General features: G+C 69.8%; 17 protein-coding genes. 9 read left to right on the forward strand and 8 right to left on the reverse strand.

What is annotated here, in order from left to right; translation table 11 throughout:
• Positions 1-41: 41 nt before the first annotated feature.
• The gene (locus OG734_RS23700; protein ID WP_330289516.1) at positions 42-596 is read right to left on the reverse strand and encodes a tRNA adenosine deaminase-associated protein; all 555 of its coding nucleotides are present in this window, start codon (positions 594-596) and stop codon (positions 42-44) included.
• Between the two features lie 263 nt (positions 597-859).
• Complete coding sequence (locus OG734_RS23705) at positions 860-1,075, reverse strand: hypothetical protein (protein WP_330289517.1); 216 nt, start codon at positions 1,073-1,075, stop codon at positions 860-862.
• Positions 1,076-1,257: 182 nt separating this feature from the next.
• On the opposite strand from OG734_RS23705, the gene upp reads away from it, so the two are divergent.
• Positions 1,258-1,893, forward strand: a complete 636-nt coding sequence (gene upp, locus OG734_RS23710) for a uracil phosphoribosyltransferase (protein WP_330289518.1) — start codon at positions 1,258-1,260, stop codon at positions 1,891-1,893.
• Between the two features lie 44 nt (positions 1,894-1,937).
• On the opposite strand, the gene OG734_RS23715 is transcribed toward upp, so the two are convergent.
• Together OG734_RS23715 and OG734_RS23720 are read right to left on the reverse strand one after the other, a co-directional pair.
• Positions 1,938-2,588, reverse strand: coding sequence for a LytR C-terminal domain-containing protein (locus OG734_RS23715; protein ID WP_330289519.1), 651 nt, complete (start codon positions 2,586-2,588; stop codon positions 1,938-1,940).
• 101 nt (positions 2,589-2,689) lie between these two features.
• Complete coding sequence (locus OG734_RS23720; protein WP_006377352.1) at positions 2,690-2,986, reverse strand: type II toxin-antitoxin system VapB family antitoxin; 297 nt, start codon at positions 2,984-2,986, stop codon at positions 2,690-2,692.
• A 104-nt stretch (positions 2,987-3,090) separates the two neighbouring features.
• Between OG734_RS23720 and OG734_RS23725 the strand changes: the two genes are divergently transcribed.
• Positions 3,091-4,761, forward strand: a complete 1,671-nt coding sequence (locus OG734_RS23725) for a helicase HerA-like domain-containing protein (RefSeq protein ID WP_330289520.1) — start codon at positions 3,091-3,093, stop codon at positions 4,759-4,761.
• A gap of 28 nt (positions 4,762-4,789) precedes the next feature.
• Here the strand turns inward: OG734_RS23725 and OG734_RS23730 are convergent, their stop codons facing one another.
• From OG734_RS23730 to OG734_RS23740, 3 genes are all read right to left on the reverse strand, one after another.
• Positions 4,790-4,912 carry a hypothetical protein gene (locus OG734_RS23730; RefSeq protein ID WP_330289521.1) on the reverse strand — a complete coding sequence of 41 codons (123 nt, stop codon included), beginning with the start codon at positions 4,910-4,912 and terminating at the stop codon, positions 4,790-4,792.
• A 75-nt stretch (positions 4,913-4,987) separates the two neighbouring features.
• Positions 4,988-5,332: a hypothetical protein gene (locus OG734_RS23735; RefSeq protein WP_330289522.1), complete on the reverse strand. Its 345-nt coding sequence runs from the start codon at positions 5,330-5,332 to the stop codon at positions 4,988-4,990.
• A gap of 87 nt (positions 5,333-5,419) precedes the next feature.
• A complete protein-coding gene (locus OG734_RS23740; protein ID WP_330289523.1) occupies positions 5,420-6,013 on the reverse strand; it encodes an HhH-GPD-type base excision DNA repair protein in 594 nt (197 codons plus the stop codon).
• Positions 6,014-6,186: 173 nt separating this feature from the next.
• Between OG734_RS23740 and OG734_RS23745 the strand changes: the two genes are divergently transcribed.
• The 3 genes from OG734_RS23745 (at position 6,187) to OG734_RS23755 (ending at position 9,606) form a co-directional block, all read left to right on the forward strand.
• On the forward strand, positions 6,187-6,666 hold the full coding sequence (locus tag OG734_RS23745; RefSeq protein WP_330293767.1) for a cupin domain-containing protein: 480 nt from the start codon (positions 6,187-6,189) through the stop codon (positions 6,664-6,666).
• A complete protein-coding gene (locus OG734_RS23750; protein WP_443064899.1) occupies positions 6,663-7,502 on the forward strand; it encodes an SDR family NAD(P)-dependent oxidoreductase in 840 nt (279 codons plus the stop codon). Before OG734_RS23745 ends, OG734_RS23750 begins: the two co-directional genes overlap by 4 nt.
• A gap of 187 nt (positions 7,503-7,689) precedes the next feature.
• Positions 7,690-9,606 carry a copper resistance CopC/CopD family protein gene (locus OG734_RS23755; protein WP_330289525.1) on the forward strand — a complete coding sequence of 639 codons (1,917 nt, stop codon included), beginning with the start codon at positions 7,690-7,692 and terminating at the stop codon, positions 9,604-9,606.
• Here the strand turns inward: OG734_RS23755 and OG734_RS23760 are convergent.
• Positions 9,567-10,217, reverse strand: a complete 651-nt coding sequence (locus OG734_RS23760; RefSeq protein WP_443064900.1) for a hypothetical protein — start codon at positions 10,215-10,217, stop codon at positions 9,567-9,569. The two genes, OG734_RS23755 and OG734_RS23760, sit on opposite strands and share 40 nt — an antisense overlap.
• Positions 10,218-10,494: 277 nt before the next feature.
• Here OG734_RS23760 and OG734_RS23765 point away from each other — a divergent pair, with 277 nt between their 5' ends.
• Genes OG734_RS23765 through OG734_RS23780 form a run of 4 tightly spaced genes read left to right on the forward strand, consistent with a single transcriptional unit; the run spans position 10,495 to position 15,782 of the window.
• Positions 10,495-11,805 (forward strand): ABC transporter substrate-binding protein, encoded by a 1,311-nt coding sequence (locus OG734_RS23765; protein WP_330289526.1) that lies wholly within the window; start codon positions 10,495-10,497, stop codon positions 11,803-11,805.
• Positions 11,802-12,800: a carbohydrate ABC transporter permease gene (locus OG734_RS23770; RefSeq protein WP_330289527.1), complete on the forward strand. Its 999-nt coding sequence runs from the start codon at positions 11,802-11,804 to the stop codon at positions 12,798-12,800. Before OG734_RS23765 ends, OG734_RS23770 begins: the two co-directional genes overlap by 4 nt.
• Complete coding sequence (locus OG734_RS23775; RefSeq protein WP_330289528.1) at positions 12,797-13,711, forward strand: carbohydrate ABC transporter permease; 915 nt, start codon at positions 12,797-12,799, stop codon at positions 13,709-13,711. The genes OG734_RS23770 and OG734_RS23775 overlap by 4 nt, the downstream gene beginning before the upstream one ends.
• 55 nt (positions 13,712-13,766) lie before the next feature.
• Complete coding sequence (locus OG734_RS23780) at positions 13,767-15,782, forward strand: beta-galactosidase (protein ID WP_330289529.1); 2,016 nt, start codon at positions 13,767-13,769, stop codon at positions 15,780-15,782.
• The last annotated feature ends 109 nt before the right edge of the window (positions 15,783-15,891 follow it).

Genomic DNA, 15,891 nt, shown 5'->3' on the forward strand with positions numbered 1-15,891 from the left:
TACGGGGTCGGGCGGCCCCTCGCCGGTCAGGCCCTCCTGGCTCAGCGCACCGTCTCCAGGACCTCCGACGCGCCCAGGGCCTCGGCGATCGCGCCCAGCGCGTCGTCGGCGTCCAGGGCGCGCAGTTCTTTCTCGCCGATGCCGAGGTCGTCGAGGATCACCGGGTCCCCCACGGGGCCGTGCGGCACCGCGTCGGCGGGGGCGCCGGTCTCGTCGTCGGCGGAGTCGGCGTCGTTGTCCGGATCGGAGTCCGACTCACCGTCCTCGGTTCCGTCGAGGTCGAGGGCGTCGAGATCCGGCTCGTCGGCGTCCGGATCTCGGCCGAGCAGCTCGGCCGTGAGCAGGATCTCACCGTACGAACTACGGGCAGCGGCGGCGGCGTCCGAGACGTAGATACGGGGGTCGTCCTCGCCGTCGATGCGGACGACGCCGAACCAGGCGTCCTCCTGTTCGATGAGCACCAGCACCGTGTCGTCCTCGGGGGAGGCTTCACGGGCCAGTTCGGCCAGGTCCGACAGGGTCTCCACATCGTCGAGCTCTGTGTCGCTCGCTTCCCACCCGTCTTCGGTGCGCGCGAGCAGTGCGGCGAAGTACACCGTGACTCTCCCACTGTTCCTAGGCGTGCCGGTTGGGGGTCCCCCCGGCGGAGGTTACGGGCGAGGAAGGCTGTGCGCCGAGCCTCACCCACTGGGAATCGTGGCAGAAACGGAGCGTTCAGGGGACGTCTTCGGCACCCTGTGTCCGGCTCTTTTGATCGGTTGTCATCCGAGCCCTTCAGCAGCGCTCTCGTTGCCGCCACCAGCGGATCGTAACCGGCTTCCCTCGCGGCCCCCGCACGGCTACCCCTTCAACGCGCGTACTACCAGCGGAACGTACGCATGCGCATGGCGTGGCGGAGGCGGGCGGCCTTGGCGCGGCGGGGCTGGACACGGTCGCGCAACTCGCGGGCCTCGGTCAGCTCGCGCAGGAAGACGGCCCGGCGCCGACGCCGCTCGGCCTCGGTCTCCGACGCATTCTGGTCCCGTTCCCGGGCGTGTTCCCGGGCGGGTTCGCGGTCCGGTTCACGGTCTGGCATGGGCAGACACCCCCAGTCGGTGCGTCCCTCCCACCTTCCCTCCGTCGGGCGGTTTGATGCCACCTGAAGGGTGAGGGGGAGCGAAGCCGCTGTACGGGGAAGCGGAACCGCTGTAGAGGGGAATGGGCCCGCTGTACGGGGGAGCAGAGCCGCTGTACGGCACCACGGCTACTGTTAGGGCCATGCGTCTCCACGTCGTCGACCACCCTCTGGTCGCCCACAAGCTCACAACGTTGCGCGACCAGCGCACCGACTCCGCGACCTTCCGCCGTCTCGCCGACGAGCTGGTCACCCTGCTCGCCTACGAGGCCACGCGCGACGTGCGTACCGAACAGGTCGACATCACGACGCCGGTCGCCTCGACCACGGGCGTCAAGCTGTCCCACCCGCGCCCGCTGGTGGTGCCGATCCTGCGGGCCGGCCTCGGCATGCTGGACGGCATGGTCCGGCTGCTGCCGACCGCCGAGGTGGGCTTCATGGGCATGGTGCGCGACGAGGAGACGCTCCAGGCGTCGACGTACGCGACCCGCATGCCGGAGGACCTCTCCGGACGCCAGGTGTACGTCCTCGACCCGATGCTCGCCACCGGCGGCACTCTGGTCGCGGCGATCCGGGAGCTGATCAAGCGCGGCGCCGACGATGTGACGGCCGTGGTCCTCCTGGCCGCCCCCGAGGGCGTCGAGATCATGGAACGCGAGCTGGCGGACGCCCCGGTCACGGTCGTGACGGCCTCGATCGACGAGCGCCTGAACGAGCACGGCTACATCGTCCCGGGCCTCGGAGACGCGGGCGACCGGCTGTACGGCGCGGCCGAGTAGCAGCAGCGCCCGTACAGCCACCCGTACAGCCAGGAGCGTGAGGCTCAGCAGCTCTGCGGGCTGCTGGAGGGCGCCGGCGCCGGACCGGCCAACGCGGCCAGGGCCTGGTCGGCGTCCTTCTTGCTGGTCAGGGCCGTGAAAGTGGTGCCGATAAGCAGGTCGACCTCGGTGGCCGACGGCCGTGTGTCGGTCTTCAGCTGGGCGCCGGCGAGTTGGGTGCCGAGCACGGGCAGGGCGGCCTCGGCGGCCGACGTCGCGCCGAGCACCATTCCGGCTCCGGCGATCTTCTTGTCGTAGGCCTTGGGCGCGTTGCCGACGTCGCCGATGCGGAAGCCGCGCTTCTTCAGCTCGTCCGCGGCCTGCTTGGCGAGGCCGCTGCGCGGCGTGGCGTTCAGGACGTTGACGGTGATCTGGCCGGGCTTGGGCAGCGCTCTGGCGGCCGGCGTCGCCGTGGGCGAGGGGCTCACCTTGGACGCGCAGTCCGCCTTCGGGCCCGCGGCCGTGGCCTTGCTGCCGCCGCCGGTGAAGACGTCGATGAGCTGCAGTGTGCCCCAGCCGATCAGGCCCAGGGCGGCGACCGAGGCCACGAGTCCGAGCACCAGCCTGCGCCGACCCCGGGGTCGGCGCATCCGCGGGTACTTGTCCCCCGTAATGCGGTACTGGCCGCCCATTCCGGGGGGAGTCAGCATGCTCATGGGCGCAGCGTAGTGCGCCCGGGCGGTGATGCCTACTAAATGATCATTGACCCGGCCGCAGTACTACCCGAAAGGGCCAATAAGCGTCGCGAGGACGGCCGTCAGTCCATTTCGAGGACGCGGGCGTGCAGTACCTGCCGTTGCTGGAGGGCCGCCCGGACAGCGCGGTGCAGACCGTCCTCCAGATACAGGTCGCCCTGCCACTTCACGACATGCGCGAAGAGGTCGCCGTAGAACGTCGAGTCCTCGGCGAGCAGGGTTTCCAGGTCGAGCTGGCCCTTGGTCGTCACGAGCTGATCGAGGCGGACCGGGCGCGGCGCGACGTCCGCCCACTGCCGGGTGCTTTCCCGGCCGTGGTCGGGGTACGGCCGGCCGTTTCCGATGCGCTTGAAGATCACACGGAAAGCCTACCGGTCCAGACGTTCCGGGCGCAGCCATGGAGACGGAGTGCGACGCTGGAAAAGATGCCGCAAAACGGGGCAAACGGGAAGAGGGGTCCGACATGAGCGACAGCGAGACCGTGCCATCGGCCACCGCGGAGGCCACCCCGCAGCCCTTGCCACCGGCAACCGCGCCCGACTCACCACCCCGTACGCCGGGGAGCGCCCCCGCGCTCCCCCAGCCGGCGCTGGAGATCGCCGCCGGATACGCCTTCACCGGCCCGGCGCTCGATCTGGGCGCCCTTCTGTGGGACGGAACATGCCTCCCGGACGCCCAGATCCGTATTCCCCTCCCCATGCTCAACCGGCACGGTCTGGTCGCGGGGGCCACCGGCACCGGCAAGACCAAGACGCTCCAGCTGATCGCCGAACAGCTCAGCGCCCAAGGTGTGCCCGTTTTCCTGGCCGATGTGAAGGGCGACGTCTCCGGCATCTCGGCGCCGGGCACCAGGAACGACCGGGTCGGGTCCCGCGCCGCCGAGGTGCACCAGAAGTGGACGGCGACCGGCTTCCCCGCCGAGTTCTACGCCCTCGGCGGTCTCGGTCACGGCATCCCGGTGCGGGCCACGATCACCAGTTTCGGCCCGGTGCTGCTGTCCAAGGTGCTCCAGCTCAACCAGACCCAGGAGCAGTCGCTCGGCCTGATCTTCCACTACGCCGACCAGAAGGGGCTCGATCTGGTGGACCTGAAGGACCTGCGGGCCGTCGTCGCGTTCCTCACCTCCGACGAGGGCAAGGCCGAGCTGAAGAACATCGGCGGGCTGTCGACGGCGACGGCCGGGGTGATCCTGCGTTCCCTCACCGCCTTCGAGGCACAGGGCATGGCGGACTTCTTCGGCGAACCGGAGTTCGACACGGCGGAGCTGCTGCGCACGGTGGCGGACGGCCGGGGCGTGGTCTCGCTGCTCGAACTGCCCGCCGTACAAGACCGGCCGCAACTGTTCTCGACCTTCCTGATGTGGCTGCTGGCCGACCTCTTCCACGACCTTCCGGAAGTCGGCGACGCCGACAAACCCAAGCTCGTCTTCTTCTTCGACGAGGCGCATCTGCTCTTCAACGACGCGTCGAAGGCCTTCCTGGACGCGATCACCCAGACCGTCCGCCTCATTCGTTCGAAGGGGGTGGGCATCTTCTTCGTGACGCAGACCCCGCGAGACGTCCCCTCCGATGTGCTCGCCCAGCTCGGCAACCGTGTCCAGCACGCGCTGCGCGCCTTCACCCCGGACGACCAGAAGGCACTCAGGGCCACGGTGAAGACCTTCCCGAACTCGGCCTACGACCTGGAGGAACTGCTCACCGGCCTCGGAACGGGCGAGGCGGTGGTCACCGTCCTGAGCGAGAAGGGTGCCCCGACGCCCGTCGCCGCAACTCGCCTCCGCGCCCCCGAGTCCCTGATGGGCCCGGTCGACGCGGCCGTCCTGGACCGGGCGGTCAGGTCCTCGCAGCTCTACGACCGTTACGCACAGGCTGTGGACAGAGAGTCGGCGTACGAGAAACTGACGGCCGCGCGGACCTCCGGTGGAGCGGGTGGAGCCAAGGGGCCGGACGAGATGAAGTCCGCGAAGCCCAGGGAGTCCAAGAGGGAGTCCAAGCGGGAGTCCAAGGAGGACTCCTCTGTGGTCGAACAGGTGGTGGGCAGCGGCGTGTTCAAGTCCCTGGCCCGTTCCCTGGGAACGCAGATCGGGCGGGAGATCACGCGTTCCGTCTTCGGTACGGCACGGCGGAGGCGGTAGCCACCGGGCTCCGCCTCCGGCCGGTGGATCAGCGGGCCTGCTCCTTCGGGGGTCGCTGCGGCTCGGCCTCCTTCACCTGCGGTTTCGGTGCGTTGCGTACGGCCTCGGCGCGCAGAAGGGCGCGCAGGATCGCGTAAGGGTCGATCGCCATGTCGGTGTTCCTCGTCCCGTGCGGAGTACTGGGAGTACTGGGCGTGCTGACTGATGGACCGGGGAAGCCGTCCTGTCAGCAGCGCAGGACCACCGAGCGCAGGGCCTGCAGGGAACGCGGGGTGCGTGGCGGCACGGACCGGGTGGGCGGGGCGGTGGGGTCCGTGGTCGGGATCGAGAAGGGTGCGGGCCGCAGAGGTACGGCGGGACGGCCGATGCCCCTGGTCACCGGCCGCAGCACGGTGTCCAGGACGTCGTACTCGGCGACCGCCGAACCGCTCTCGGCCGAGGTCATGGAGAGGGGCACCGCATGCGCGCACGCGTGCGTGCCCGGCACGCTCAGGGCGAGCAGCAGGACGAACGCCCGCAGCCAGGCACGCTGACGGGCGTGACCGAGGGCTCGTGGTGCGGCGGTGCTCACGGGGTTTGTCTCCCCGTGCGGAGTGCGTCGTTCATCCCCAGGCCGGCGAGAACCGCCCGCTCGGCGTACGGGTCGCCCGGGTGACGCTTACTTGCCGGAGGCCTTCGCGGCCTTCGCCGCCGCCTTCATCTCCTGCTTGTGCGCCCGCACCTTGATCAGGGACTCGGGGCCCGTGATGTCGGCGACGGAGCGGAAGGACTTCGGCTCGCCGTACGCGCCGGCCGCCTCGCGCCAGCCCTTGGGCTGGACGCCGAGCTGCTTTCCGAGGAGCGCCAGGAAGATCTGGGCCTTCTGCTTGCCGAAGCCGGGCAGGTCGGTGAGGCGCTTCAGCAGTTCCTGGCCGGTCGCCGCGTCCCGCCAGACTCCCTCGGCGTCTCCGTCGTAGTGCTCGACGAGGTACTGGCACAGCTGCTGGATGCGTTTGGCCATGGACCCGGGGTAGCGGTGCACGGCCGGCTTGTCGGAGAGGAGCGCGGCGAAGGCCTCGGGGTCGTACGACGCGATCTCGTGCGCGTCGAGGTCGTCGGCGCCGAGGCGCTGGGCGATGGTCGCGGGTCCTTTGAACGCCCACTCCATCGGCACTTGCTGGTCCAGCAGCATTCCGGTCAGCGCCGCGAGTGGGCTGCGGCCGAGGAGCGCGTCGGCTTCGGAGTCCTGGGCGAGGTGGAGAGTGACGTCCATGGGTCGATCATGCCCCGAGAGCGGCACGGATGCCTGGTCGCACGCTACGGCTGCCAGTACCCCAGCGCGGGCGCTATCCAGACGTACCTGTAGCTGCCGGGGAATCGCGCTCAACCGGCCTTTCTTCCCCGGGAGGTAGCTTTTCCCGGGTGAACTCGAACTCCGGTGGACGTGTGACGCCCGACGACCTGGTCGCCCACTACGGCCTGGAGCCGATCCCGCGTGAGGGCGGGCTGTTCCGGCGTACGTGGGCGGGGCCCGAGCGGGCCGACGGGCGGCCGGAGGGCTCGGCGATCGTCGCGCTGCTGACCTCCGCACCCGGCGACTTCTCCGCGCTGCACCGGCTGCCGTCGGACGAGGTCTGGCACTTCTATCTCGGCGATCCGCTGGAACTGCTGCTCCTCGCGCCGGACGGCACCTCCCGGACGGTCGTGCTCGGGCCCGGTCTCCTGCACGGCCAGGAACCCCAGCTCACCGTTCCCGCCGGTACCTGGATGGGTGCGCGGGTCGTCGAGGGCGGCGCGTGGACGTTCTTCGGGTGCACGATGGCGCCCGGGTTCACGTACGAGGGCTACGAGCACGGTGACGCCGACGAGCTGGCCGCGCGTTATCCGGCCGAGGCGGCTCGCATTGGGGAACTGTGTCGCCCATGACGCCATCACCATCCATGAGTTCTGCGGGTCTTCTTGCCGGTCAGGTCGCCCTTGTCACCGGCGCCGGCGGCGGGATCGGGCGCGGGGTCGCGTTGCGGTTCGCGGCGGAGGGGGCCGCTGTCGCCGTGCACTGCCGGACGTCGGACGAGGGTGCGCGGGCAGTGGTCGCGCGGATCGAGGAGTCGGGCGGGCGGGCCGTCGTACTGCGGGGCGATCTCACCGGCGAGGACGAGTGCCGGCGGGTGGTGCGGGAGGCCGCCGAGTGGGGCGGCGGGCGGCTCGACGCGCTGGTCAACAACGCGGGTGTGCAGCCGGTCCAGGAGCTGGCCGGGATGACGGTCGCGGACTGGCGGGGTGTCGTCGACGCGAACGTACTCAGCGTCTTCGCCTGCACTCAGGCCGCGGCGGAGGTCATGCGGGAGCAGGAGGGACGGGGGGACGGCGAGGGAGAGAGCGGGGGCGGGGGCGCGGGCGGGGGTGGCGGCAGTGTCACGCACGTCGCGTCCATCGAGGCCGCGCATCCGGCGCCCGGCCACGCCCACTACAGCGCCTCGAAGGCGGCGGTCGTGATGCACGCCCGGTCGGCGGCTCTGGAGTACGGGCCGTACGGCATCCGCGTCAACACCGTCTCGCCCGGGCTCGTCGACCGGGAAGGACTGGCCGACGACTGGCCGGAGGGGGTGCGGCGGTGGCAACAGGCGGCGCCCGTAGGGAGGTTGGGGCGGCCCGAGGACATCGGTGACGCGTGCGTGTTCCTCGCCTCCCGGCTGGCGTCCTGGATCAGCGGGCACGACCTGGTCGTGGACGGAGGGGTGTCCGCCCGGCCCACGTGGTGAAGGCCACGGCGAATCCGGTTCCGGCGGGGGTGAGCGGGGCGCCAGGATCGTGCGTACGTATACGAGAGCCGAAAAGTCCCGAAGACGGAGAAGGTACGTGGGCCGACTACGGAACGAAGGGCGCGACCACCGACGAGCCGGAGGAGGAGAGCATCCCGGGTCCAGGAGAAGGGGACTTCAAAGGCTGGTGCTGCTGGGCACCATGCTGGTCCTGTTCCTCTTCGTCGGCGGGGCGGGCACCGCGTCCGCGCACGCCGCCCTCCGCGACACCGACCCCCGGGACGGCAGCGTCCTCGACTCCGCGCCCCGACAGGTCACTCTGACCTTCACCGAGTCCGTGGCACTGCTCGACGACTCCTTCCGCGTCTTCGATCCCGACAGCCGGCGGGTGAGCACCGGCGAGGCCGAGCACGTGGACGGGCGTTCCGACGCGGTGCGCGTCAGCCTGCCCGGGGGGCTCGGCGAGGGCACGTTCACCGTGGCCTGGCGGGTCGTCTCGGCGGACAGCCACCCCATCTCGGGCGCCTTCACCTTCTCCATCGGCGAACCCTCCGCGACCCCGGCCGCGGTGGACACCGGCCCCACCGAGAACGCGGCCACCAGCGCTCTCTACGACATCGTCCGCTATCTGGCGTACGCGGCCCTGGCGTTGCTCGTCGGCACCATCGTCTTCGTTCTCCTGTGCCGTCCGTCGAGCACGGACCCTCTGCGCAGGCTGGTCCTGACGGGCTGGTGGACCCTCCTCGTTGCCACCGTCGCCCTGCTCCTGTTGCGCGGCCCCTACGAGGCCGGCACCGCCCCCGGCAGCGCCTTCGACCTGTCGACCCTGGAACGGACCGCGACCAGCAGGCCGGGCCTGGCACTCCTGGCCCGGTTCGCTCTGCTGGCGGCAACGGCCGTACTGCTGACGGTGGTTGGACGCCGACGGCAGCGCGTCGACGGAGAGCCGGGTGGTGACAGCGGGAATCCGGGCAGCGGGAATCCGGCCAGCGGGAGTCCGGACCGTGGGAGTCCGGTCCTCCTCGGCGCAGGCGGCGTGCTCGCCGTTGGTCTCACACTGACGTGGGCCGCCGCCGAACACGCGTCGGCCGGTATCCAGGTGCCGGTGGCGATGGCGTCCTCGGTGCTGCATCTGCTCGCCATGTCCGTCTGGCTGGGTGGCCTCGCGGCCCTGCTCACCCTGCTCCAGACGGTGGAGCCGCTCCCGGCGTCCACCGTCACCCGCTTCTCCCGGCTGGCCTTCGTCTCCGTCGCCGTCCTGACCGTCACCGGCGTCTACCAGTCCTGGCGCGGTCTCGGCTCCTGGGACGCGTTGACCGGTACGTCGTACGGCCGCATCCTGATCGCCAAGCTGTGCGCGGTGGCGCTGCTGCTGGTGGCGGCCGGGTTCTCGCGCCGCTGGACCGGGCAGTTGATGGCGCCGGAGGCAGCGGAGGCGGGGGCGGAGGCCAAGGTCGTGGAGCGGGTGCCGGAGACGGTCGGCGGTCCGGCGACGCCGGGCGGGGGGAGCGACGGCGACGCTCCCGGCGACGTACGCCCGGACACTCCCGGCGACGTACGCCAGGACGGCTCCTCCTCGCCCGTCTCTCCCGGCTCTCTCTCCGACGCCTACCGTCGTCGGCTCCGGCGTTCCGTGCTGGCCGAAGTGGCCGTCGGGATCGCGGTGTTGGTGATCACGACCGTCCTGACGACCACCCTGCCGGGCCGGGCCGCCGCCGAGGCGGCTGAGGCAGCCAAGGACGCGCCCGTGCCCGGAGTGATCAGCGCGTCCTCGACGACGATCCCCTTCGACGTCGGTACGCCGGGCGGACACGGCAAGGTGCAGATCACCCTCGAACCCGGCAGGGTCGGCGAGAACACCGTGCAGGCCGTGGTGTTCGGCCCCGACGACGGCTTCGCGATCGTCCCCGAACTCCGCCTCTCCTTCTCCCTTCCCAGCAAGGAGATCGGCCCGCTCAACGCCGAACTCACCGATCAGGGCGGCTACTGGGGCACCAACACCCTCAACCTGCCGATCGCCGGCACCTGGACCATGAAGGTCACGGTCCGGACTTCGGACGTGGATCAGGTGAGTGTGTCGCGGAAGGTGAAGATCGGTCGCTGAACCGCCCTGCCGGCAGGAGCCGCCGCGGTCCCCGAAGCCGTCGGGCCGGTGCGGAACCACGCCGCCAGGACGATCGGGTACACCAGATAGCCGAACCGGGTGGCCGGCATCAGGCACATCGCCAGCCCCAGGCCGACGGCGAGCCGGTCCGCCGCCGCCCGGACCGTGTGCGGCGGCCGGACCACGAGTGACGCCGCCACCGCCACGGCACTCGTGACCAGCAGCGCGACCGCGAGAACGAAGCCGCCGGGGACGTACTCGGCGAGCAGGTGCCCGGGCAGCGGGCTCGTCGCCGGAGAGTGGACGCCGCCCCCGCCCAGCGGGAACAGCACCACGTGCTCGACGAAGGCGTGCGGGTCGGCCAGGGCGGCCGGTACGACCGCCGCCGCTGCCGTCAGGAGAGCGGTCGCCGTAGTCCGTACGGCCGTGCGGCGGCCCGCCGTGACGGCGATCAGGACGAGACCGACGGGGAGCAGTGGCCAGGCGGTCCACTTCAGGGCCGCCGCGGCGCCCATCGCCAGCCCGGCCGCGACACCGGCCGCACGACCGGAACCGCTCCGCCGGCCCGCCGGCGCGAGCCCCAGGTCCGCCCGCCTCGGCCGAAAGGTCACCTTTCGTGCTCGGAGGGGCGCCTCCCTCGGCCGAACGGCCGAGGGAGGCGTCTGCGTCGTGTGTTCGCCATCTATCTGTTAGCAAAGTTTCACGTTCTGATGTCCATCACGTTTCAGGAACGGCGGAAGCCAGCTCTTGACGACTGGCCGAACAAGCGGCTCTTATTACCGCCACAATGTTCGGTCAAGTTGATTTCTGGTCGATTTAGATCAGCATGGACCCAGCGTAGTCGCGACCTTGCTCCCCGTTTCGGGGGGTCTGTCCTCAGGAGCCGTCATGTACCACACCCCCTCCGGCCTCTCCGTCCCCGGTCCGAGCCGCCGCACCCTGCTGCGCGGGATCGGCGGCGCGGCGGCGCTCGGCGCTGCCGCGCCGCTGCTGAGCGCCTGCGGCGACAGCGACTCGGGCTCCGACGCGAAGACCGTCACCCTTGGCTCGAACTCGTCGGACGCCGTCCCGAAGAAGGCCTTCGCCGAGATCTATGCGGCGTTCACGAAGAAGACCGGCATCAAGGTCGACGTGAACACGAAGGACCACAACACGTTCCAGGAGCAGATCAACTCCTACCTCCAGGGCACCCCGGACGACGTGTTCACCTGGTTCGCCGGCTACCGCATGCAGTTCTTCGCGGGCAAGGGCCTGGCCAGCCCGATCGACGACGTGTGGCAGAAGATCGGGAGCAACTTCCCCGAGCCGATGAAGCAGCTCAGCAAGGGCGCGGACGGCAAGTACTACTTCGTGCCGCTGTACACGTACCCCTGGGCGATGTTCTACCGGAAGAGCGTCTTCAAGGAGCACGGCTACGAGGTGCCCACCACCTGGGCGCAGTTCATCGCGCTGTGCAAGCAGATGCAGAAGGACGGCCTGGTCCCGATCGCCTTCGGCGACAAGGACGCCTGGCCCGCGCTCGGCACCTTCGACCAGATCAACTTCCGTACCAACGGCTACGACTTCCACGTCGAGCTGATGGCCGGAAAGGCATCCTGGACCGACGCGAAGGTTCGCGCCACGTTCGACAACTGGGCCGAAATTCTCCCCTACAGCCAGGAGGGATCGACCGGTCGTACCTGGCAGGACGCGGCGCAGACGCTCGTCTCGAAGAAGGCCGGCATGTATCTGCTGGGCACCTTCGTGGGCCAGCAGTTCACGAACGCGACCGATCTCGCGGACCTCGACTTCTTCGCCTTCCCGGAGATCGACCCTTCCTTCGGGCAGGACACGGTCGAGGCGCCGACCGACGGCTTCATGCTCAGCAAGGCCCCCAAGAACAAGGCCGGTTCCGTCCAGCTCCTCGAGTTCCTGGGCACTCCGGAGGCCGAGGAGATCTACCTCAAGGCCGACCCGAACGTCGTCGCCGCCTCCACCACCGCCGACACCTCCTCGTACAGCCCCCTGCAGAAGAAGGCGTACGCGATGATCAGCGGCGCGAAGAACCTCACCCAGTTCATGGACCGCGACAGCCGCCCGGACTTCACCTCCACGGTCATGCAGCCCGCGCTGCAGAAGTTCATCCGTGACCCCAAGGGCATCGACAGCCTGCTCGTGTCCATCGAGCGCCAGAAGAAGGCGATCTTCGCCTCCTCATGAGCACCTTCGATTCGATCCCCGTGGTCCCGGGGGCGGCCGACGAGCCGCCCCCGGGCGGTACCGGCACTCCCTCCTCCCCGCAGAGCCGCAAGCCGGCCTCGGGCCACCGCCGGCTGCTGACCCGCCGTGACCGGGTCGCCCTGGGCTTCATGGCGGGTGTGCCGACGTTCCTGCACGTCGCCCTGGTGTGGGTGACGGCCTTCGCCTCGGTCGTGCTCGCCTTCACCACCTGGGACGGCATCGGCTTCGACTCCATCAAGTGGGTCGGGCTGCAGAACTTCCGCGAACTCTTCGACAGCAACCCGCAGTTCTGGCCGGCCGTCCAGCACAACGTCATCTGGTTCGTCGTACTCATCGCGATCCCGACCCCGCTGGGCCTGTTCCTGGCCGTCCAGCTGGACAAGAACATCCGGTTCACCCGGGTCTACCAGACGGCGTTCTTCCTGCCGGTCGTGGTGTCGCTGGCGGTCACCGGCTTCGTCTGGCAGCTGGTCTACAACCCGGACACGGGCCTGATCAACAGCCTCATCGGCGCCAACAAGCCCGGCCACTACATCGACTGGATCGGCGACCCCGACCTCAACCTCTGGGCCGTCCTGGTCGCCGCCTGCTGGCGGCACACCGGCTACATGATGATCCTCTACCTAGCCGGTCTGAAGGGCGTCGACCCGTCGCTGCGCGAGGCCTCCTCGCTCGACGGCGCCAACGAGTGGCAGACGTTCAAGAACGTCATCTTCCCCACCCTGCGCCCCACCAACACCATCGTCCTGGTCGTCACGATCATCGAGTCGCTGCGCGCGTTCGACCTCGTGTACGTCTTCAACGGCGGCGCCCAGGGCACCGAACTGCTGTCGATCCTCGTGACCAACAACATCATCGGCGAGTCCAGCCGTATCGGCTACGGGTCCGCGATCGCCGTCGTCCTGCTGGTGATCTCGCTCGTCGTGATCATCCCGTATCTGATCAGCACCTTCCGGAAGGAGCGGCGGGCATGAGCGCTCCCACCCTGGCCGCGCAGGGGCCCGTGAAGGGCTCCGTGAAGGGGCAGCGCGCCCCCGTCCGCCCCGCCCGCGTGCTGCTGCACGTGTTCCTCGTCCTCATGTCGCTGGCCTGGCTGGCGCCCCTGCTGTGGGCCATGTTCGCGGCCCTGCGCCCCTACTCGGAGACCAGCGACAAGGGCTATGTCTCCTGGCCCGACAAGCTGAGCTTCGCCAACTTCACGAACGCGTTCACGCAGTCGGACATGCTGCACTACTTCGGCAACACGCTGATCATCGCCGTACCGGCAGTGCTGCTGACCCTGTTCCTGTCGTCGATGGTCGCCTTCTACGTGAGCCGCTTCGACTTCCGGGTCAATATCTCCCTGCTACTGGTGTTCACGGCCGGCAACCTGCTTCCGCAGCAGGTGATCATCACCCCGCTGTACCGCCTCTACCTGCTCGTGGACCTGCCGGGAATCACTGCCTCGGGCAAGCTGTACGACTCCGCGCTCGGCCTGGTCCTCATCCATATCGCCTTCCAGTCGGGCTTCTGCGCGTTCGTGCTCGCCAACTACATGCGGATGCTCCCGCACGAGCTGACCGAGGCCGCCCTGGTCGACGGCGCCTCCGTCTGGCGGATGTACTGGCAGATCGTGCTGCCGCTGTGCCGCCCGGCGATGGCGGCTCTGGCCACCCTGCTCTCCATCTGGATCTACAACGACTTCTTCTGGGCGATCGTGCTGATCTCCACCGGCGAGAACATGCCGATCACCTCGGCCCTCAACAACCTCTCCGGCCAGTACTTCACCGACCCCAACCTGGTCGCCGCGGGCGCTTTGCTGACCGCGATCCCCACCCTGGTCGTGTACTTCGCACTCCAGCGGCAGTTCGTCAGCGGCCTGACCCTGGGCGCAAACAAGGGCTGACGCCCGCGTCCAACCGAGTGTCGACCGAGTGTCGACCGAGTGGAGTTGTTGACCGATGAAGCGCGAACTCGCGGTCCCCGGTATCGCGTACGGGGGCGACTACAACCCCGAGCAGTGGCCCGAGGAGGTCTGGGCCGAGGACATGCGTCTGATGCGCGAGGCCGAGGTCACCATGGTCAGCGTCGGCATCTTCTCCTGGGCGCTGCTCGAACCGGCCGAGGGCGTCTACGACTTCACGCGCATGGACCGACTCCTGGACCTGCTGGCGCAGAACGGCATCGCCGCCGACCTCGCGACCCCGACGGCGGCACCGCCCGCCTGGTTCTTCCGCGCCCACCCCGAGGCACTCCCGGTGGACAAGGACGGCCGCCGACTCTCGTACGGCAGCCGCCAGACGTTCTGCCCGTCCAGCCCCGCCTACCGCGAGGCCGCCCTGCGGATCGCCGGCGCGCTGGCCGAGCGGTACGCCGACCACCCGGCCGTCGTCATGTGGCACGTCCACAACGAGTACGGCTGCCACAACCCCGCCTGCTACTGCGACGACAGCGCGGAATCCTTCCGCCACTGGCTGCGCGCACGGTACGGGAACGACCTGGCGGCACTGAACCACGCCTGGGGCACCACCTTCTGGAGCCAGTGGTACTACGACTGGGCCGAAATCATCCCGCCCCGCGCGACCGGCGCCGTCCCCAACCCCACCCACCAACTGGACTGGCGCCGCTTCTGCAGCGACGAGCTGCTGTCGCTGTACAAGGCGGAGAGGGACGTGCTGAGGGCGGCGGCCCCTTCCCTCCCGGCCACCACCAACTTCATGGTGATGTACAACTTCGACGCGCTGGACTACTGGCGCTGGGCGCCGGAGCTGGACGTCGTCGCGAACGACCACTACCTCCGCTCGACCGACCCCGAGTCGCAGATCGACATCGCGCTGAGCGGCGACCTGATGCGGTCCCTCGCGGGCGGCCCCTGGTTCCTGATGGAGCACTCCACCGGCGCGGTGAACTGGCAGCCGGTCAACAGGGCGAAGACGGCAGGGGAGTTGCGCCGCAACGCCCTCGCCCATGTCGCCCACGGCGCGGACGGCATCGCGTACTTCCAGTGGCGGGCCGCGAAGGCGGGCGCGGAACAGTGGCACTCGGCGATGCTTCCGCACGCCGGCACGGACAGCCAGATCTGGCGTGACGTGGTCCAACTGGGCGCGGACCTAAGGGCGTTGGCGGAGGTGCGTGGCAGCTCGGGCACGGCTTCGGTGGCCATCGTCTGGGACTGGAACGCCCGTTGGGCCCTGGAACTCCCCTCGCAGCCGAACAGCGAACTCCGCTTCCAGGATCTCGTACGGGACTGGTACGAGCCGCTGTGGCGGGCGGGCGTGGCGGTGGACTTCGTACGGCCGGACGCGGAGTTGGACGGATACCGGCTGGTGCTGGCACCGAGCCTGTACCTGATCGACGACGAGGGCGCCGGGAACCTCACGGGCTTCGCGGAGCGCGGCGGCACGCTGGCCGTCGGGTTCCACAGCGGTGCCGTGGACGCCAACTGCCATGTACGGCTCGGGGGTTACCCGGGCGCGTTCCGAGAGGCCCTCGGGGTGCGGGCGGACGAGCTGTTCCCCTTGCTGCCGGGGGAGTCGGTCGGCCTCAGCGGCGGCGACGGCACGGGAACCCTCTGGTCGGAGCGGTTGCGGCTGGAGGGCGCGGGGGCGGAGGCGGTGCTGTCGTACACGGACGGTCCGTTGGCCGGGGTCCCGGCGGTGACACGCAACTCGGTCGGCACGGGCGCCGGTTGGTATCTGGCGACCCGGCCGGACCCGTCGACGCTGGGTGCGCTGCTCGGGCGTATGTGCGCGGAGGCCGGTGTCGAGGGGGTCCGGGCGACTCCGGTGGGGGTGGAGGCGGTGGTTCGGCGGGGACCGGATGCCGACTATCTCTTCCTCATCGACCATGCGGGGGACGGGGCGCAGGTCGCGGTGGCGGAGGGGGCGACCGAACTCCTCACCGGGGAACGGGTGGTCGGCGGTTCGGTGCGGGTTCTGCCGGGTGGGGTGGCGGTCGTACGGGAGGCGCGGCTTTAGCTTCACCAGGCGTGCACTGGCCGTGAGGGCCACCGGCCCGCAAAGACCAGGGCATCCGTTTGGTCCGGTTGCCTGTTTCCGGCTACTTGTTTCCCATGACCTCATGGGT

Source organism: Streptomyces sp. NBC_00576, from assembly GCF_036345175.1.
Taxonomy (GTDB): Bacteria; Actinomycetota; Actinomycetes; order Streptomycetales; family Streptomycetaceae; genus Streptomyces.